Source organism: Methylocystis sp. S23, assembly GCF_054106005.1.
Map to the genome: position 1 here is coordinate 624,674 of NZ_CM134185.1, position 19,149 is coordinate 643,822.

Below are 19,149 nucleotides of genomic sequence, written 5' to 3' on the forward strand. Positions count from 1 at the left end.
AATCAGGCCGCCGCGCCTTTCCGATGGAAGTAACGCATGTCGCCTCGCGTGATCACGCGATCGCCGGCGACGATCTCATGCGGCGCAATATCGGACGCCAGCGAGAGCGCGTCATAGAGGCCGCCGAAATCCTGATAGCATTCCTCGAGAAGCTGCTCGAAGCCGTCGATCACGAAATAGCTCTGCTGATAGTCGCTGATGACGTAGTTCGTGCGCATGATGCGGATCAGATCGAAGCCGATGCGGTTCGGCGACGAATCATCGAGGGAGAAGATGGTTTCGCCGGGCGAGGAGAGAATTCCCGCGCCGAAAATCCGCAACCCGCTCGGCGTGCGGATGAGGCCGAACTCGACCGTGTACCAATAGAGGCGCGCCAGATTGTGAAGCTGGCCGCGCTGCAACGCTCTTGCGCCGCCTTTGCCATAGGCCTCGAGGAAACGCGCATAGACCGGGTCGGCGAGCAGCGGGACGTGACCGAAGACGTCGTGAAAGACGTCGGGCTCCGAGAGATAATCGAGTTCGTCCTCCGGCCGGATGAAAGCCCCGGCGGGAAAACGGCGATTGGCGAGATGCTCGAAGAAGGCGTCGTCGGGAATGAGCCCCGCGACGGGCGCGACGCGCCAGCCCGTCAGGGGGGCGAGCCGCTCGCTCAGCTTCGCGAAATCGGGAATGCCGCTCGTTGAAAGCTCGAGCCTGCGCGTCGCGTCGAGAAAGGCCTCGCAGGCGCGCCCGGGCAGAAGCTTCGCCTGGCGGGCGAAGAGCCGGTTCCAGCGGTCGTGCTCCTCGGGCGTATAGGACGCCCAGTCCTGGTCAATGGTCCAATCGACCCGGCGCGGCGCGCGGGCGTAGCGATTCTTTTCCTTGGGCGCCGGAGTCATAGGAGCCTCGCTCATGGAGCCGTCTTCTTATTTAGTTCGCGGCTTTCGCGCTTGAAGCGGCGATCGGCGCTCATGGGCCTTTGCGCCGCTGCGGCGCGCCCTAGTTTCAGCGGCATGTCCGACCTTACGCATTTCATCGGGGGTCGCCGCGCGCCGGGAGGCGCCGGCCGCTATTGCGAGGTTTTCAATCCCGCGACCGGCGCCGTCGCGCGGCGCGCGCCGCTCGCCTCGCGCCTGGAAATTCGAGCGGCGGTGGAGAGCGCCAAAGACGCGCAGCCGGAATGGGCGGCGACGAACCCGCAACGCCGCGCGCGCGTCCTGCTCAAATTCCTGGAGCTGATCGCGCGCGAGCATGAGTCTCTCGCGCGGCTGCTCGCGAGCGAGCATGGCAAGACCGTCGCCGATGCGCGCGGCGACATTCAACGCGGCCTGGAGGTCGTGGAATTCTGCGTCGGCGCGCCGCATCTCCTGAAAGGCGGCTTCACGGATTCGGCCGGGTCGGGCCTCGACATTTATTCGATGCGGCAGCCGCTCGGGGTCGTGGCGGGGATCACCCCTTTTAACTTCCCGGCGATGATTCCGATGTGGATGTTCGCGCCCGCCATCGCCTGCGGCGACGCCTTCATACTCAAGCCGTCCGAACGCGATCCCAGCGTCCCGCTTCGCCTCGCGGAATTGATGATGGAAGCGGGCTTGCCGCCCGGCGTGCTCAATGTCGTCAATGGCGACCGCGAAGCGGTCGACGCGCTTCTCGACGACGCCGACGTGAAGGCGATCGCCTTCGTCGGCTCCACGCAAATCGCCGAATATGTCTATGCGCGCGCCTGCGCGGCCGGAAAGCGCGCGCAATGTTTCGGCGCCGCCAAGAATCATATGGTCGTCATGCCCGACGCCGACATGGATCACGCCGTCGACGCGCTCGTCGGCGCGGGCTACGGCTCGGCGGGCGAACGCTGCATGGCGATCTCGGTCGCGGTTCCGGTCGGCGCGGACACGGCGCGCGAATTATTGAACCGCCTCGTTCCGCGCGTCGAAGGCCTGAAGATCGGCCTGCCGGACGACGAGACGGCCGATTTCGGTCCGCTGGCGACGAAGGCGCATCTTGCGCGCGTCAAAGATTTTGTCGCGCTCGGAATCGAGGAAGGCGCGAAGCTTCTCGTCGACGGGCGCGGCTTCAGGATGCAGGGCTATGAGGAGGGCTTCTTCATGGGCGGCTGCCTCTTCGACGAGGTGACGCCGCAAATGCGCATCTACAAAGAGGAGATTTTCGGACCCGTGCTTTCCGTCGTCCGCGCGCGCGACTATCCGGAGGCGCTCGCGCTCGTCAATGAACATGAATATGGCAACGGCGCCGCCATCTTCACGCGCGACGGCGCGGCGGCGCGGGACTTCGCGTCCCGCGCTCAGGCCGGCATGATCGGCGTCAATGCGCCGATCCCGACGCCGCTCGCCTATTACACGTTCGGGGGCTGGAAGCGCTCGGCCTTTGGCGATCTCAACCAGCATGGCGAGGACGCCTTCCGCTTCTACACCAAGACGAAGACCGTCACGTCGCGCTGGCCGCGCGGCGTGGCGGAAGGCGCGAGCTTCGTCATGCCGACAATGTCGTGACGGAAGGGTCCATGCCATGACCCGCATCGCCTTTATCGGATTGGGCGCGATGGGCGCGCCGATGTCCCTCAATCTCGCCGCGGGCGGCCTCGAAGTCGCGGGCTATGACAGCGCCGGCGCGGCGCGCGAGAGAGCGGCCGCGCTCGGAATCGATGTCGCCGCCTCTCTCGAAGAGGCGGCAAGCGGCGCGGACGCCGTCGTGACCATGCTGCAAAGCGGCGCGCAGGTCCTGGCGGTTTGGGGCGCCTTGCTTGCGCGCCTGCCGGCAAACGCGCTCTTCATCGACTGCTCGACGATCGACATGGAAAGCGCGAAGCAGGCGCATGCGCTCGCGGCGCGCGACGGCGCGCGCGCCGTGGACGCGCCGGTTTCCGGAGGCGTCGCCGGGGCGCGGGCGCGAAGCCTCACCTTCATGTGCGGCGCGAACGAGGACGCCTTCGAGGCGGCGAGGCCGATCCTGGAAAAAATGGGCGCGCGCGTCTTTCATTGCGGCGCGCCGGGACTGGGACAGGCGGCGAAGCTCTGCAACAATCTGATGCTGGGCGTGAACATGATCGCGACGGCGGAAGCTTTCGGGCTCGCCGCCCGGCTCGGCCTGCCGGAACAGACGCTCTTCAATGTCGCCTCGGCGTCCTCGGGGCAGTCCTGGTCCTTGACGCGGTACTGTCCCGTCGCGGGACTCGTCCCCGGCGCGCCGGCCGGCGACGACTATGCGCCGGGCTTTGCGACCACGCTGATGCTGAAGGATTTACGGCTGGCGGAAGAGGCCGCGGCAAGGTCGGGCGCCGTGACTCCGCTCTGTGCGGCGGCGGCGCAGCTTTATGCGCTTTATCAAGCCCAGAGCGGCGGCGGAAAGGACTTTTCCGGCGTGTTCGAGATGCTCGCCGGAAAAGCTGGGGCTCGGTAGATTCCGCGCGATCGCGGCGCGGTCTCGCCTGGGGCGGGCGCGGCGCCGAGGCCCGCGCCCGGGCCAGATCAGCGCTTCTTCTTCTTGCCGGCGCTCTTCGGCGTGTCGGAAGCCGGCGACGCAAGGCCCATTTCGGCGCGGCAGTCGTCGGTGAGCGATGCGACGGCCGCCTTCAGGCAGCTCTCGATCGCGACCACATCCGGAATCTGCGCTTGGCACAAACGTTTCGCGTCGTCCTCACAGGCCTCGCGCTGGGCGACCGTGCCTTGAGCCATGGCGGGCGCCGCCACGAACAACGCCAGCAGAGCCGAGAGCCGGATAAAGATGCGCATTCACAGGTCCCTTCTTGATTGATGTCGATTCCCGCGAGAGATGGGCGCAGGCTGCGGCGATCATACGCGAGCCGCGCCCGCCGGAAAACCGCCCTGGCCACGGTTAACGCCTTGCCTTCGGCCCGAAAACGGCGTTCTGGCCACTTGTCCACAGGGAGGCGCCGCCATTCCTCACAAAAAAGAGCCGCTGGTTGGCCAGCGGCCCAAGTTCAGGGAGGAAATGCCCAAGGAGAGCACGAGGTCAGTGGAGGCGCGCGCTGTGGCAAAACTGTGTTCAAAGCCGACGGCGCGCAAAAGCCGCGCGCGCTGTGGCAGAAGCGCCACAGTCGAGCGCCGGGCGGCGACCGCGCGTCAGCGCCCCTTGCTGCCCTCGATCGCGCGCAATTCGGCGGTGGACGGGACCTTGATGCTGGCGTTGAGCTTGCGCAGCATGGTGAGGCAAAGCTCCTTGACGGCCTCGTCCTGAACCGTGTCGGTCAGGCGGGCGACGTGATAGAACGCCATTGCGCGCTGCGACACGAGATCCTCATAGCTGAAGGGATCGGCCAAGCCGTCCATATCGTCATTGGTGCTGTCTGTCATTGAGTCTCGGCCTTCCGATTATGGCCTCCATATTGGGATTTGCCGGCGGAAATTAAAGACGGGCGGCCGCCGGTTTCGGCGCCCCCGGCTCCGCCTTCCGCGCGGTCAGGGCGCGGGCCTCCGATCCGAGCCGTAAACCGACCGCGCCTCCTCATGCGGACTCACGGCGTATATCGCATAGGATCCGACCGCGGCGACGGCGGCGAGGACGACGGCGGCGACCAGCGTCCCGCGCAACCTCGGAGACCGCTGCGCCGACGGGCTGCCGAGCGCCAGCAGCGCGACGAGGCCGATAAAGGCGCTGAGCAGGGCGAGCAGGAACAACGTCTCAACGGCGACGCTCATCGGGCCTCCGGCGGTAAGAAGGCGCAATGCGCCAGCCCATCGGTAACGCGGGGTCGCGACAGAAGGTCCGCCCGCCCTACGAGATGCGCTGGCGCTTCTCGGGCGCGGCGTCATTCGGGTCGGGCGCCGGCCCCGGCTGCGCCTTCGGGCGGCTGAATTGCAGCAGCGTATTGACGAAATCGGCATAGACGCCGCTCGCTTTGACCGCCTGGTCGAAAAGCTCCTGATAGGGCAGCCGCGCCGGCGCGGCTTGCGCCTTCGCCGCCGCCCGGTCGGTCAGCCGCGCGCCGATCGACTCCCAGAGCGTCGTCATCTCCCGCGCGGCCGCACCTTTGGGATTGAGCTCGACCACGCCCAGACCCCGGCGCACCGCCTCCTGATAATCGACGCGCGTCGAAACCATCGGCGCGAGCAGCGCGCCCATTTCCTGCAAGGCCAGCGCGCCGCGCTCGACGCGCGCGCTCTGCTGCGCGGACGGACATTGGTTGAGCAGGAAGGCGAAGGATTTGCCGGCGGCCTTCACCTTGGCGATCGTGACCTCGCTCGCCCAGATGTCCAGCGCGTTCGGCCGCGCCGGGACGACGCACAGACTAGCGGCGCGGATCGCTTCGTCGGCCTGCGCCGTATCGCTCGCCGGCGTGTCCATGACCACGAGCGTCACCCCCTCGCTTTCGAGCTGCGCGAGCGCCCGGTCGAGCTTTTCCGCCGGCATGTGCTGAACCGGAATGTCCGGCCTCCCGCGCGCGCGGGACCATTTGACGAGCGATTGCAGCGGATCGAGGTCGCAGACGAAAACGCGCTCGCCCGCCCGATGCGCGGCGACGGCGACATTGGAGGCGAGCGTGCTCTTGCCGGCCCCGCCCTTCTGCGTGACGAATGCGACGATATGCATGCCTCGAGCCTGCCTCGGGGGCGAACGCGGACGCCGGAAAAAACGCGGAAGATACGCTTACGCTTGAGCGACGCAGGCGCGCTGCGCCCGCTCCCACTGTGGGAAGTTTCGTGACGTTACAACCAAGGGGAAGCGCAAAAAAGCTATTTTGCTGGTCAGATTGCGGAAATAGGCGACGGCGGAAAATCCCGCGAACGGCGCTTCCAGACGCCGGGCGTGATCGAGAACAAAGATGCGCCTGAATAGGAACAACAACCGGAAAAGACACGCGATACTTCAGCGACCATAGCGTTTTCTTCGACCTGGAAACGCAATTATTGCATTGCGGCCCGCCCAGCGCGATCGCCGGACCCGAAAAATCTCCGCATGTCCAAATGATTGGACGACGCCGTCCGTTTCCCGTCACGCTTTTGCTTGATAGATTCGATGGTTCCAAAATATTCTTCGAGGCCCTAAATAAGTTCACTGGAAAGCGGTTATAAAAACGTGATCTTTCTTTTGTTTTCGGCGCGGGGGACAGAAGTGCGGCGCGCGCTCGATTACCGCGTTAGAAACGGAGTCCGCTGCGTGGGCATTCACGTCGACGTATCCCGGCAGACGCGGGAAGAGCCCGATCGAGTTCTTATCGTCGGGAGCACCGCGGACAGCCGTCGGTTCGTCGGGCAAGCGCTTGAACGGGACGGCTTTGTGGTGGCCGAGGCGGACGACGGCGGAGACGATCGTCGCGTCGCGCAGGAATTTCGTCCGGATTGCATCGTTTTCGTCGGCGCGGGGGCGGACCGCCCGAACTTCCTCGACGCGCTTCGGAAAGACGGCGCGCAGCCTTGCGCCGTCGTCGCCCTCGACGAGGCGCCGGGAGCGTCGCCTGGGCCTGAGATCGACGGCGTCATTCGACTGAGCAGGGAGGGACTCGGCCAGGACAATCTGGCGGTCGTCGTCCGCGCCGCGATCGACTTGTTCCGAGCTCGAAAGCACGGAGACGGGCTCGCCGAGCGGCTCACCGAGAGCGAAACGCGCCTGTGCGCTTTCATTGAGCATGCGCCCGTCGCCGTCGCCATGTTCGACAACGAGATGCGCCACCTCGCCTTCAGCAAGCAATGGCTCGAACTCTTCGGCTTTCGGAAAAATGTTTCCGGCCAGTCGCTATACGACGTCTTGCCCGCCGCGCCGGAACGGTGGCGGCGGCTTCATCAGCTAACGCTCGCCGGCAATTGCGTCTCGCGACGGGAGGATCTTTTCTTTCAGCCCGACAGCCGCCGTCAATGGCTCGCCTGGGACGCGACTCCGTGGCGCACAAGCGAGGGAAAAATCGGCGGTCTCGTCCTTGCCGTCCGGGACATTACGGGCCGGCGCGCCATCGAGGACGCCCTGGAGATGAACCAGGCTCGTCTCGAGGCGGCGCTCGCGAGCATGTCCGAAGCGCTCGCGATCTACAGCGGCGACGGGCGGCTGGCGCAGTTTAACGGCAGCTTTGTCAGCTTCCACAGATTCAAGGACGAGGCCGCCTGTCAAAGCGCTTTCATGAGCGACCCGGCCTTTCTCGAATATTGGAGCGAAGCGGGGCCCGCGCCGCCGCAGGAATGGCCGGATCGGCGCGCCATCAACGGCGAGAGAGGGATCGGCGTCATATTTTCGCTTCGACGCAAAGACACGGGCGACCAATGGATCGGAAGCTATAATTTCGGACCCATTCGGGGCAGTAATGGAGAGATCGTCGGCGCGGTCGTTACGGCGCGCGACGTCACCGAAAAAATCCGGGCGGAAGAGGCTCGGCGCGAAGCCGAACAGCGCAAGGACGAATTTCTTGCAATTCTGGCGCATGAGCTACGCAACCCTCTCGCGCCGATCCACAATGCCGTCCAGGTGCTGCGCGGGGCGCCGGACGCCGCTTCGCCGGGACAGCGCCGGGCTTTGTTCGATATGATGGATCGGCAGGTCCAGCACCTCGTGCGCCTCGTCGACGATCTCATCGAGATTTCCCGAATAGAACGCGGCAAAATCGATCTGCGGCGGGAACTTTGCGATCTCGCGGCGATCTTGCGGAACGCCGTCGAAACTTCCCAGCCGCTCCTCGAAAAGAGCCAGCATCGATTCAATCTCCGCCTGCCGGCGGGGATCGCGGGGGAGATCGCCGTCATGGGAGATCATGTGCGGCTCGTGCAGGTTTTCGCGAATCTCATCAACAACGCCGCAAAATACACGCCGCCGGGAGGAATGATCGACGTCCGGGCGGAGCGTCAGGGGGACACAGCGGTCGTCGCCGTTTGCGACACGGGCATAGGCATAGCGCCCGAGACGCTGCCGCATGTCTTCGACCTGTTCGTGCAGGCCCACAGCAAGGGCCCGGGGCGCAGCGGTCTCGGCGTGGGCCTCGCGCTCACGCGCAAGCTCGTTGAATTGCATGGAGGCTCCATCGAGGCCAAAAGCAAGGGGCAAGGCCAAGGAAGCGAACTCGTCGTACGCCTGCCCGTGGCGGACTCCGCCGCGGAGAAGGCGCCGTCCAGGCCACGCAGAGGCGCCGCCTCAGCGCATCCTACCCACGCTCTCGTCATAGACGACGACCATGACGTGGCCGACAGCCTGGCCATCCTGCTTTCGACTTTGGGCGCGAAGACGCGGGTGGTCTATGACGGCGCCTCGGGCATAGCCGCCATCCGGGAATTTACGCCGGAGGTGGTGTTTGTCGATCTCGGCATGCCCGGGATGGACGGCTACGAAACGGCGCGCCGCATTCGCGCCGGCGACACGGGGAGAAAGTTGAAGCTGGTGGCGCTGACGGGCTGGGGTCAGGAGGAGGCGCGCGCCCGAACCAAGGAAGCGGGCTTTGACGCGCATCTCATCAAGCCCGCTTCGATAGAGGCGCTCGAACAAACGCTTCATAAGGTTGCGCGGGCGTGAACGGGCTTACCGGAAGCGCTGGCTTTCCGTGTTTTCGCCGCGGCCCTACGCCTCCGCGGACGGCTTGACGAGCCCTTCCTGGATACGCCGAATTTGCTCGGCCGCCGCCAAAGCCTCGTCGGCGTCATTCAGCAATTCCCGGGCGACGGCGGCCTCGCCGTTATCTTGGGCGTGGGAGGCCATATGGCGTTTCAGCATCCCCTCTTCCTGCAGCGTGCGAACCGCATTCCAAAGCGCGTCTTCCGCCTTTTCGGCGAGTCCGGCCAGCAGGGCCTGCGCCGTGAAGGCGTGGCCGGTATGACATCTGAAGCGTATGGGATCGCCGCCGGGCAATCGCATCAGCGCGCCGTGACAATCGGGACACGTAAAGTTGGAAGGCTGGCCGATCTGCATGATGCGCTCGATGGCCGGAGGCCTTCCGGCGGCGATGGCGACCTCCGTCGCGAGGTTTCCAAGAGCCTTTTCAGGATTGGGTCGCTCGGGCGCCGCGGCGGCGGTCATCCGGATGAGCTGCGGGCCGATTTTCACGAGCGGCAGGCAGAAATCGACATTGACGTTTTGCAGAGCGCTTAGCGGCATGGCGGGGGCGGCCGCCTCCTTGGGATCCTGCACGATCGCCGCGCCGCCACATAGCTTGATAGCCTGCAATCCGGCGGTTCCGTCGTCGAGATAGCCGGTGAGCACGACGCCGATGACGCGTGTTCCGAAAGCGAGCGCCGCCGATCGGAACAGCGGATCCACGGCGGGCCGCGCGCGATTCTCCCTGGGTCCCCGGCTCAGGCGCAGCCTGCCTTTTGTTTCGACCAAGAGATGCCGATTCGGCGGCGCGACATAGATTCTTGCTGGTGCGAGGGCCTCGCCATCCTCAGGGCTGGACGCCGGCAAGGGTCCAGCCTGGCTAAGAATCTGGGGAAGCATGCCTGGACTTGCGGGAGAAAGGTGTTGGGCGATAAGTACGCTCGCAGGAAAATCCGCCGGCAGGCCGCCAACAACGGTTATCAGCGCTTCAATGCCTCCGGCGGATGCGCCAATCGCGACGATGTCGGGGTGCTGCATGGACGCGGACTCAAGGCTCGTGAGGCATACGCCCCTCTCTCGGGCAAGTCGCCTGGCTCAACAAGTTAGGGCGCCACGGAAAGAAAAAAATGGCCGACACCGATAAGTCCCCTCCAGCCGATCGGCCGACGCCGGTCGTCGGGGTGGGAGCGTCCGCCGGGGGGATCACGGCGCTTCAGGAATTCTTCGACGTTCTGCCGGATCACCTTGGAGCCGCATTCGTCGTCATTGTCCACCTTGACCCCACCCATTCCAGCGAGTTGCCCGCGATCCTTCAGAACCATACGCGGATGCACGTCTTGCAGGTCAAGGAATCGACGGCGCTGAAGCCCGACACCGTCTACGTCATCCCTCCCAACCGTCGACTCCTCGTCACCGGTGAAACCATCGCAACGGCCCCGTTTGACGAACCGCGAGGGCAGCGCGCGCCCATCGATATGTTCTTTCGCTCCCTGGCCGAGCAACATGGCGACGGATATGCTGTCATTCTCAGCGGCGGCGGGTCGGACGGCGCGGTCGGCGTGCGCGCGATGGAGGAGAAAGGCGGCATCATCCTGGTCCAGGACCCGGATGAAGCCGAATTTCCGTCAATGCCGAGAAACGCGCTGGCGAACGGCGTCGATTTTGTGCTTCCTGTCCGGGAGCTGGCTCGCTGCCTAACCAAATTGATCGAAACCAGGAAGGATGTCTTGTTGCGCGCCAACGCGGATAATGAGGACCTGCTCCGTCGTCTTATCGCGCACCTCAGGTCGAAGACGGGCCAGGATTTCTCCGGCTACAAACGCGCGACTCTGATGCGGCGCATCGCGCGGAGGATGCAGGTCACGCATAATGAGCGGCTGGATAATTATCTTGCCTATCTGCGTGAGCACAATGACGAGGCGCACGCGCTTTTCGGCGACCTTCTGATTTCCGTCACAAGCTTTTTTCGGGACGCGGACGCCTTTTCCGCCCTCGCCTCGGAAGTCGTTCCCCTGCTTTTCGACGAGGCGGAGTCACACGACTCCGCCATCCGTACCTGGATTCCCGCTTGCGCGACAGGCGAGGAAGCCTACTCCATCGCGATTCTGCTTCTAGAAGAGGCGGCGCGGCGAGAGACGCGGCCCGACATTCAGATTTTCGCGACCGACCTCGATGACGCGGCGCTGGCGATTGCGCGGGAAGGACGCTATCCGGCGTCGATTTCGGCGGATGTGTCCGACGAGCGCCTCCGCCGCTTCTTCGTGCGCGAGGGAGAACAATATCGTATTCGGCGGGAAGTGCGTGATCTGATCGTCTTCGCGTCGCATAGCGTTCTCAAGGACCCGCCCTTCTCGCATATCAATCTCATATCCTGCCGCAACCTGCTCATCTATCTCGACCGCGACCTACAGCAGCAACTCTGTTCGATCCTCCATTATTCGCTGACGATGCGGGGCTTTCTTTTCCTCGGCACTTCGGAGAGCGCCGAAAATCCCCCTGGCCTGTTCATCCCCCTCGATCGCGACGCGCACATCTTTCGCGCCGTCGAGCGGCCGAGAGATAAGTTGCCGGCGCTCCCACGTCTCTTCACATCCATCCGCGTGCCCGACTTATCGGGGCCCGTACGGCTGCCGCGCCAACAAACGAGCGTCGATTCGTCGCTCCATCAGCGCGCGCTCGAAGACTTGGCGCCGCCGAGCCTGATCGTCGACGAAAGCCACCTTGTCGTCAATTTGTCCGAGACCTGCGGCAAGTTCGTCCTTCTTCCCAGCGGACCCATCACGAACGACGCCGCGGAGATCGTGCGGCCGGAGCTTCAACTGGAGCTGCGCGCCGCTCTGCATCGCGTTTTTGAAAAGAACGAGTCGACGGTAAGCCTGCCGATCCCGGTACGCTTCAACGGCACGCCCAAGGCGGTCGTGATCCATGTCCGGCCCGTCAAGCGCGACGACTCGCCGCGCGCCGCCCTGGTCATGTTCATCGAGGGCGGCGCCGCCGAGCCCGCCGCCGCCGCCGCCGCCGGCGCGGAAGCCGGGGAGCAATCCGCTCAACTGCGCGAGGAACTGCACGCGACCCGCATGGTGCTGCGCACGACGCGCGAGCAATATGAGGCGGCGACGGAAGAGCTTCGCGCCGCCAATGAAGAGCTGCAATCGATCAATGAGGAATATCGATCGACAGCCGAAGAGCTCGAGACGAGCAAGGAGGAATTGCAATCGATCAACGAGGAGCTGCAAACGCTCAACAACGAACTGAAGGTGAAGCTCGAAATGGTGTCGCGGGCGCATAGCGACCTGCAGAACCTCATGGCGGCGACCGACGTCAGCACGATGTTCCTCGATTCGAAATTGCGGATCGAGCGCTTTACGCCGCGCATTTCCGAATTCTTCAATATCGTCGCGGGAGACGAGGGCCGCCCGATCAGCGATTTCACGCATCGTCTTGAATATCAGGATCTCGTCTCCGACTCGCAGCGCGTGCTCGCGGATCTCATCCCCATCGAACGCACCGTGCGGACGATGTCGGGGAGATGGGTCCTGCTGCGGCTGCGGCCTTACCGGACGCTCGAGGATAAGATCGAAGGCGTCGTCGCCACATTCGTCGACGTCACCGAGCGGCGGGAAGCGGAAGCGGCGTGGGAGGCGCGGCAGCAAATGCTGCTCGCCGAACTCTCCCATCGCGTGGAAAACACGCTCCATATTGTGCGCACCATGGCGGGCGCGCTCCTGGGGAGCGGCAATGCGAAGCCGGAGGCCCTGAGCGCGCTCCAGGGCGGCGTCGACGCGCTCATGCGGACGAATGGGTTGCTCGTTGAAAGCGAGTGGCGGGGCGCGAGCGTCGATTCGATGGTGCGACAGCAGCTTGCGAGCTGCGGCGCCGATGGCGCCGAGGCGGCGCAACTCGCCGGACCGTCGGTGGCGCTCTCTCCGACGATCGCCTTGCCGCTCGGACTCGTTCTCCTCGCGCTTTCCCGGCAGGCCGCCGAGCATGGCGCGCTCTCAGGCGGGAAGGAGTCGGTGCTGGTCAACTGGCAGACAAGGAAGATGGAAGTCGGCAAGCAGCTCTTCGAGTTGAAATGGACGGAGCGCGGCGACCACGCCGCCTCCTGGGATTCCACGGTAAGCGCCGCGCTTTCCGTGATGGAGAAGACGCTCCCGGGAACCAAGACGCAAACCGGCCTCGACGCCGGTCAGATCTTTTGCCAGATCGTCGTCCCTCTGAAGGATGAAGACCTAAGCGACGCCGCCTCCTAGATCGCCGTCACAAGCGTCCGAAGGTGGAAGAGTGCGGGACCTGCAATGGCGCAAGAGGGCGTTTCACAAGGAAACGCCCTCATGTTCGTGGTCTCGCCTCAGTCATCACGTTTCCTGAGCCGGGTGCGGACGAGTAGCCACCAGGAGGCCGCCGATCACCAGGCCGATAAGGACCAATACGAGAGCGGCCTGCTTGAGCCACGCGATCGCCGGCACAGTGAGCGCAAGGACAATTCCCAGCATTGCAATGTCCGCGGAAACATGAACTCCGGCCACAAAAGTTCCCAGCGCGAGCAGGAGCATCAGCGCGAAGCCAGTCGCGGGACCGCTAAGGAAGGTGTTGACCCACGGCAGCAGCAGGATGGTCATCGCGACCAAGAACGCCAGCCAATGCAGCGATTGGGTGATGACCAACTGTCTTCGGGCGGCCTTGTCAGGGGTCTGGCGCCAGCCAATGGCGATGCAGGCGAGACCGATGGCGACAGCCAAAAACTCCCAGTATCCATACAAGGGCCGCCCCGACATGCTCGTATAGGCGACGCCCAGGATCGCCAGGATGAGGACGGCGAAATAGGGCAAACGCGCACCTAGCCATTTGGTAAAGCCTTGAGAGCGCAGGGTGAAGTCGTTTTCAGCTTGAGTCATGACGCACCCATTTCTAGCTGATTGTGACAGCGGATGGCGTCGCCAGGCTTTGGTTGCTCGTCAGGAATCCTCCAAAGCCTCGCTATGCCGCCTCGTCCCGCCGCCGATTATGCGGCGCTATGAAGATAGCCCTCCCAGCCACAAAGTTGATTGGCAAAAGCCGATCCGAGCATCATTTTGCCGTCGGCGCGGACATGAACGCTCAGTTCCCGATTCCGCCGACTTCGAAAAAAGCTTGACCCCTCGGAGGTCTCGACCCTGCGACTAAGTCAAAATGAACCAAAAGCTGATCCCAGGGCGATGACGGCGACGAGCGCGAGGATGGCGCTCACAATGGCGACCATCACAATGTCAAAGTAACTTTCCTTGTGCGTGCAGCCGCACAAGGCGAGCAAGGTGACGACGGCGCCGTTATGGGGAAGACTGTCCAGCGTTCCCGCGCCAATCACCGCGACGCGATGCAAAAGCGCGGGATTGATCCCGCCCTGCTCCGCGAGGCGCAGATAGGTTTCTCCGAGCGCATCCAGCGCTATGGTGAGGCCGCCCGAGGCCGATCCGGTCAGCGATGCGAGCACATTGGTCGCGATGGCGAGCGAAACGAGCGGGCCGCCTTCGATCGAAAGCACCCATGCGCGCACCGCCGCGAAAGCCGGCATGGCGGCGACGACAGCGCCAAAACCCACCAGACTCGCCACGCTGAGCAGCGGCAGCGCTGACGCGGTCACGCCGGCGTCGACGCTTCCGCGGATATCTGTCAGCCTTCGCCAGTTCAGCGAAATCAGCGTGACGATCGCCACCGCCAGCGCCACGATCACCGACCAGACGCCGCCGACGGCGGCGAGCGTCGTCGGACCCCAGCGCTCCTCGGAGAGAAACGAATCGTCCATTCGTGGAATGACGCCGAGAGACATGACAAGATTGACGCCCACGACCACGATGAGGGGAAGCGCGGCGATAAAAATGCCGGGGCCCTCGGCGCGATGGCCGTGCGAAATTTCTGCAAGATCGAATTCGCGGGCGATCGCCGCGCGTTCGCGAATCGCCTGGTCCTCCGTCACATCGACGCTGGCGGTCGGCGCGCCCCCATAGCCCTCGCCGCGCCGGCGCGCGGCGCGTTCCGCCCACATAAGCCACCACATGCCGAAACCGAGCATGATCAGCGCCGCGACGACGCCAAGTCCAGGCGCCGCAAAAGCGGTCGTGCCGAAAAAGGGCATGGGGATCGCATTTTGAATCGCCGGCGTTCCCGGCAGCGCCGACATGGTGAAAGTCGAGGCGCCGAGCGCGATGGCGGCGGGCGCCAGGCGGCGCGGCGTGCCTGCTTTGCGAAATAGCTCCTGCGCCATCGGCGCGAGCACGAAGAAGGCGACGAAGAGGCTGACCCCGCCATAGGTGACGAAAGCCCCCGCGAGCACGACCGAGAGGATGGCGCGCTGCGGGCCGAGTTTTTCAGCCATAAAATGCGCGATCGCCATGACGGAGCCGCTATCGTCCATCAGCTTTCCGAACAGCGCGCCAAGCAGAAAGATTGGAAAAAACTGAGCGACGAAGCGCGATGCGCCAGCCATGAAGGTCACCGACCAATGCGCGAGCAGAGGCTCGCGCGCAAAGGCGACGGCGACGAGGGCCGCCGCCGGCGCCAGCAACAGGACGCTCCACCCGCGATAAGCGAACCAGATAAGGCCGCACAACGCCACGAGAATGCCCAGCAATCCCATGGCGTCATATTCCTTCGAGCAATGAATCGAGATCGAGCGTGGAGCGCGTTCCGACGTCGTTTCCGTGGAGGTCGAGAAATGCGTCGGCCGAACGACGGCCCTCGTCGCGCAGCATGCGGAGGAACGCCCATTCGGAGAGCAGTTTCGAGGAGGCGCTGAGCTTGGTCATCATTTCCGTCGCAATGCGATGGATGCGCATGCCGGCCCAACGCGCGCCTTCCCTGTCGCCGGGATTCGCCGCCTGACGCAGCAACGCGATCATGCGGAGCTCCTTGAGAAGCGCCGCATTGAACGACACTTCATTCAGGCGGTTGGCGATTTCCGTCGCCGACCGCGGTTTCTCCTCGCGCGTAATGGGATTTATCTGGACGAGGATGGTGTCGCGAGAGACGCATTCGCGCACAAGCGGCGTGATGGTTGGATTTCCAGAATAGCCGCCGTCCCAATAGGCTTGGCCTTCGATCTCGATCGCTTGAAACATTGTCGGAAGGCAGGCCGAAGCGAGAAGCGCATCCGGGGTGAGGTCCGCGTTTCTGAAGACGCGGGCTCGGCCGGTCGTGACGCTCGTCGCGGTGACGAATATCTTGATGGGCGCGGAGGCGACCTTTTTAAAGTCAATCGCTTCCTCGAGGATTCGGCGAAGCGGATTGACGCCCCTCGGATTGAGGTCATAAGGCGAAAGCAGTCGCGACATCAGGTCCGTCGCAATGAAGAAAGGGGAAGTGTCGAGCGTCCACCGGCCAAGCAAGACATCGACGGGGCTGCGTTGCAGGGGGCTGAACCGTCCCGCTTCCGAAACGCGCCGCCAGAAGAGTTCAAGCGCGTCGCGCGCGCCTTGCGCGCCTCCCGCCACATGGCCGCTAATGAGCGCCGCCGCGTTCATCGCGCCAGCCGAAGTTCCTGAAATGCCTTCGATCTTGAGCCAGTCCTGATCGAGAAGCCGATCGAGAACGCCCCAGGTAAAAGCGCCATGCGCCCCGCCGCCTTGCAGGGCGAGATCGACCGGGATCGTTTCGCGCGTCATCCCATCTCCCCTCCACCCTCCGCGCACCGGGTCGGCCTTACGCCGGAAGAGATGTCGCCAGAGTCAGCGTTGGACAAGCGTTGCTTGCGATCTGCTGGAGGCGAGCGGGCCGCCGTCCCGGCAAGAAAGACAGCTTCAGCGCGCGCTGTCGTGCGCGTTGCCGGGATCGTTGCGCATCCAGTCGGCGAGACCGGCTAGCTGCTTGCCGATCATCCCGCGCGCCGCCAAGTCTCCTATGCACTCTTCGAGCGCCGCGTTCATGCACAGCAGCCACGCGTCGCGCTCGGCGGGGCCGATAGAGAAACGCGCATGGCGCATTCTGAGCCTCGGATGGCCGCGGCTCGCCGAATAGTTTTTTGGGCCGCCCAGCCACTCGGTCAGATAAATTTTCAGGATCGCCTTGGTCGGGCCAAGGTCCGGCGCGTGCATCGCGCGAATCTCCCGCGCCGACGCCATTGTGTCCATGTTGCGGTAGAAAGCTTCCACGAGCCGATCGACCGTGGGCGCGCCGCCGATATCGTCATACAAGGCGGTCGCGTCCTGCGCGTTATTCTTCGTCATATCGAGCGTCCAGCAACATCGGCGCCAGGGAACGGCCGCCCATATGGGGCAAGTTATCGTCGCGGCGCGGGCGGCGCCATGTTGGGAGTTCCCCGCGAGACTGGTCGCGGCGTCGCGCGAGCGGGCTACGCTGCGCTTCCCCGAGCGATCCGAGGGCTTCGCGCAGGGAATTTGTAGCTCTTTGATTCTTGGTGAGCGCGCTGGGACTCGAACCCAGGACCCCCTGATTAAAAGTCAGATGCTCTACCGACTGAGCTACGCGCTCGATCCAATTTGGCGCCGGCCCCGCAAAGGGGATGCGCGAGCAGGCGGGTCGGTCCGCCTGCCGTCGCCGCGGTTGCGGCTTGCGTTCAACTACCGGGGGCCGTCGGGCGGGTCAACCCCGGGCGGCGGCGGGAAACAGCTTTATTGGCTGCGCGGCCGTCAGCCCGCCACGTAACTGGCGCCGATCGCGACGAAAACGAAAATGATCGCCGCGATCACGGTGGTGATCGCGGCCTTCTTCGCGAGCTGCGGCGCGACGGGCGCGCCCGGGTCGGCGCCTTCCGGCTGCTCCTCGCCCGCCTCCTCCGCCGAGCGGATCCCGAGCGGCAGGACGGCGAACAGCACGATCCACCAGATGGTGACATAGATCGCCAGAGCGAGCGGGAGCGTGAAGGGCATGGCGTCAGGCCTGTTCGAGCTCGACCAGCGTGCCGCAGAAGTCCTTGGGATGCAGGAACAGCACGGGCTTGCCATGGGCCCCGATCTTGGGTTCGCCGTCGCCGAGCACGCGCGCGCCCGAGGCCTTCAACTGGTCGCGCGCCGCGAGAATGTCGTCGACTTCATAGCAGACGTGATGAACGCCGCCCGAAGGATTCTTCGCGACGAAGCCCGCAATGGGCGAGTTCTCGCCAAAGGGCTCGAGGAGCTCGATCTTGGTGTTGGGCAGCTCGACGAAAACGACGGTGACGCCGTGCTCGGCCACTGTCTCAGGCTCGGACACCCTCGCGCCGAGCGCGCTGCGGTATACGGCCGACGCCTTCTCCACGCTGTCAACGGCGATGGCGACGTGGTTGAGACGACCGATCATTTAATTCTTCTCCCAATTGCGGGCGGCCGCGCCGCGCTCCTGACGGGGCAATAAGGCCGCGGCGCCGCAATTTCAACTGTCGAGCGGCGCCGCCGGAGCTGACTCGGTCAGGCGGCGGATGTCGGCGCGCAGCGGCGCCAGACGCGGGTCGAAGCGGGCGAAAATGAGCCAGGGACAGCCGTCGTCGCGCGCGCGCTCCAGAGCGCGCAAGGCGTCCTCGGTCCGCGCCAGCGCCAGATGGGCCGCCGCCATGAACAAAGGAGGCGGCGCGGACTCGCCGCCGTCATGCGACGCCGCGAGCGACTCCTCGGCCTCCGCCGCACGTCCCGCCGCGGCGAGCACATAGGCCAGCATGGCGGTGAGCGGCGGATCGTCCGGAATGATCCGAAGCCCGCTCCGGACCGCTTCCTCCGCCTCCGCATGCCGCCCCGCGAGGCTGGCGGCGATGGCGATCACGCTGCGCAGCCAGCCGCCGTCGGGCCTCAGTTGCAAGCCGCGACGCGCCTGGGCCGCGGCGGCGTCGAGGTCTCCCGCGCATAATTCCAGCCAGGCGCGCAGGCTCAGCAGGCCCTGATCATGCGGCGACACGCTCAGGCCGGCCTCCGCATCCTGAAGCGCCTCGCCGAGCCGGCCGAGGCCGACATAGGCCCAGCATCGATAGGCGCGCGCCTTGCCGTAATCCGGATCCTGGGCCACCGCCTGATCCATCAAAGCGAGGCCGTCCTCCAGCCTCCCCAGGAGCGCCGCCCGCTCCCAGCCCAGGACCGCGAGCGCGGCGGCGAAGCCGGGCGCAAGCGCCAATGCGCGGCCGGCGTCCCGCTCGATCATCGCGGCGGCCTTGGCGGGATGGATGAGGCCGCGAATCGCGCGGCCCGCCGCGATGTCGGCGGCGAGCGACCACACCGCCGGCGAGGAAGGATCGAGCTCTCCAGCGGCGGCGACGGCCGCTTGCGCGCGCTCATAGCCGTCCCGCGTGCGCTTCCCCGCAAGCTCATAGGCCGTTTTCCAGAGGTTGAGGGTGCGCCCGTCCAAGCCGGCTTCGACGGGCTGGGCGGTCGCCTTGCTCGGATCCACGATCTCGATGCTCGCGCGCAGCGACAGGCCCCGCCCATAGGCGGTGGCGATCAGGTCGCCAAAGCCCGCCATGCGCAGCGGCCTGCGCAAAAGATAGGCGCAGCGATCAATCGAATCGTCGGACGGCGGACGGTCAGGCCATAACCGTGACGCAATCTCCGCCTTGGATACGACTCCGCCCTTCGACTCCAGGAGGAGCTCGAGCAATTGACGCGCCTGGGGGCCGAGATGAATCTGAAGGCCGTCCCTCCGCAAGCCTGTCTGCGGGCTGTAATCGAAACCTGCGAATCGCCAAACCAAACCACTCATCGTACCCCTCCGGGGACAGAATGATCGATT

General features: G+C 65.0%; 18 protein-coding genes and 1 tRNA gene. 4 read left to right on the plus strand and 15 right to left on the minus strand.

Annotated elements, in window-relative coordinates; genetic code table 11:
- Positions 1-2: 2 nt before the first annotated feature.
- Positions 3-893 (minus strand): phenylalanine 4-monooxygenase, encoded by an 891-nt coding sequence (gene phhA / locus ACV7JP_RS03210; protein ID WP_457797819.1) that lies wholly within the window; start codon positions 891-893, stop codon positions 3-5.
- A 99-nt stretch (positions 894-992) separates the two neighbouring features.
- Here phhA and ACV7JP_RS03215 point away from each other — a divergent pair, with 99 nt between their 5' ends.
- The gene (locus ACV7JP_RS03215; RefSeq protein WP_457799020.1) at positions 993-2,489 is read left to right on the plus strand and encodes a CoA-acylating methylmalonate-semialdehyde dehydrogenase; all 1,497 of its coding nucleotides are present in this window, start codon (positions 993-995) and stop codon (positions 2,487-2,489) included.
- 16 nt (positions 2,490-2,505) lie between these two features.
- Positions 2,506-3,396: a 3-hydroxyisobutyrate dehydrogenase gene (gene mmsB, locus ACV7JP_RS03220; RefSeq protein ID WP_457797820.1), complete on the plus strand. Its 891-nt coding sequence runs from the start codon at positions 2,506-2,508 to the stop codon at positions 3,394-3,396.
- Between the two features lie 68 nt (positions 3,397-3,464).
- Here the strand turns inward: mmsB and ACV7JP_RS03225 are convergent, their stop codons facing one another.
- From ACV7JP_RS03225 to ACV7JP_RS03245, 5 genes are all read right to left on the minus strand, one after another.
- Positions 3,465-3,728: a hypothetical protein gene (locus ACV7JP_RS03225; protein WP_457797821.1), complete on the minus strand. Its 264-nt coding sequence runs from the start codon at positions 3,726-3,728 to the stop codon at positions 3,465-3,467.
- 351 nt (positions 3,729-4,079) lie between these two features.
- Entirely contained in the window at positions 4,080-4,310 is a 231-nt protein-coding gene (locus ACV7JP_RS03230; RefSeq protein ID WP_457797822.1) for a hypothetical protein, read from the minus strand.
- Between the two features lie 105 nt (positions 4,311-4,415).
- On the minus strand, positions 4,416-4,655 hold the full coding sequence (locus ACV7JP_RS03235) for a hypothetical protein (RefSeq protein WP_457797823.1): 240 nt from the start codon (positions 4,653-4,655) through the stop codon (positions 4,416-4,418).
- A gap of 76 nt (positions 4,656-4,731) precedes the next feature.
- Positions 4,732-5,547 (minus strand): division plane positioning ATPase MipZ, encoded by an 816-nt coding sequence (locus ACV7JP_RS03240; RefSeq protein ID WP_457797824.1) that lies wholly within the window; start codon positions 5,545-5,547, stop codon positions 4,732-4,734.
- 462 nt (positions 5,548-6,009) lie between these two features.
- Positions 6,010-6,645 (minus strand): hypothetical protein, encoded by a 636-nt coding sequence (locus tag ACV7JP_RS03245; RefSeq protein ID WP_457797825.1) that lies wholly within the window; start codon positions 6,643-6,645, stop codon positions 6,010-6,012.
- On the opposite strand from ACV7JP_RS03245, the gene ACV7JP_RS03250 reads away from it, so the two are divergent.
- Positions 6,604-8,445: a hybrid sensor histidine kinase/response regulator gene (locus ACV7JP_RS03250; RefSeq protein WP_457797826.1), complete on the plus strand. Its 1,842-nt coding sequence runs from the start codon at positions 6,604-6,606 to the stop codon at positions 8,443-8,445. The genes ACV7JP_RS03245 and ACV7JP_RS03250 overlap by 42 nt on opposite strands.
- Before the next feature lie 45 nt (positions 8,446-8,490).
- Here the strand turns inward: ACV7JP_RS03250 and ACV7JP_RS03255 are convergent, their stop codons facing one another.
- On the minus strand, positions 8,491-9,501 hold the full coding sequence (locus ACV7JP_RS03255) for a chemotaxis protein CheB (RefSeq protein WP_457797827.1): 1,011 nt from the start codon (positions 9,499-9,501) through the stop codon (positions 8,491-8,493).
- An 89-nt stretch (positions 9,502-9,590) separates the two neighbouring features.
- On the opposite strand from ACV7JP_RS03255, the gene ACV7JP_RS03260 reads away from it, so the two are divergent.
- Complete coding sequence (locus ACV7JP_RS03260) at positions 9,591-12,716, plus strand: chemotaxis protein CheB (RefSeq protein ID WP_457797828.1); 3,126 nt, start codon at positions 9,591-9,593, stop codon at positions 12,714-12,716.
- 105 nt (positions 12,717-12,821) lie between these two features.
- Here ACV7JP_RS03260 and ACV7JP_RS03265 read toward each other — a convergent pair whose 3' ends face one another.
- From ACV7JP_RS03265 to ACV7JP_RS03300, 8 genes are all read right to left on the minus strand, one after another.
- Complete coding sequence (locus ACV7JP_RS03265; protein WP_457797829.1) at positions 12,822-13,361, minus strand: hypothetical protein; 540 nt, start codon at positions 13,359-13,361, stop codon at positions 12,822-12,824.
- Between the two features lie 269 nt (positions 13,362-13,630).
- Positions 13,631-15,079: a GntP family permease gene (locus tag ACV7JP_RS03270; RefSeq protein WP_457797830.1), complete on the minus strand. Its 1,449-nt coding sequence runs from the start codon at positions 15,077-15,079 to the stop codon at positions 13,631-13,633.
- A gap of 4 nt (positions 15,080-15,083) precedes the next feature.
- Entirely contained in the window at positions 15,084-16,103 is a 1,020-nt protein-coding gene (locus tag ACV7JP_RS03275; protein ID WP_457797831.1) for a patatin-like phospholipase family protein, read from the minus strand.
- A 135-nt stretch (positions 16,104-16,238) separates the two neighbouring features.
- Positions 16,239-16,664, minus strand: coding sequence for a group II truncated hemoglobin (locus tag ACV7JP_RS03280; RefSeq protein WP_457797832.1), 426 nt, complete (start codon positions 16,662-16,664; stop codon positions 16,239-16,241).
- Between the two features lie 189 nt (positions 16,665-16,853).
- A tRNA-Lys gene (locus ACV7JP_RS03285) sits at positions 16,854-16,929 on the minus strand.
- Positions 16,930-17,087: 158 nt separating this feature from the next.
- Positions 17,088-17,327 (minus strand): DUF1467 family protein, encoded by a 240-nt coding sequence (locus tag ACV7JP_RS03290; RefSeq protein WP_457797833.1) that lies wholly within the window; start codon positions 17,325-17,327, stop codon positions 17,088-17,090.
- A 4-nt stretch (positions 17,328-17,331) separates the two neighbouring features.
- Positions 17,332-17,736 (minus strand): methylmalonyl-CoA epimerase, encoded by a 405-nt coding sequence (mce, locus tag ACV7JP_RS03295; protein WP_457797834.1) that lies wholly within the window; start codon positions 17,734-17,736, stop codon positions 17,332-17,334.
- Positions 17,737-17,808: 72 nt separating this feature from the next.
- The gene (locus tag ACV7JP_RS03300; protein WP_457797835.1) at positions 17,809-19,119 is read right to left on the minus strand and encodes a tetratricopeptide repeat protein; all 1,311 of its coding nucleotides are present in this window, start codon (positions 19,117-19,119) and stop codon (positions 17,809-17,811) included.
- Positions 19,120-19,149 lie beyond the last annotated feature (30 nt).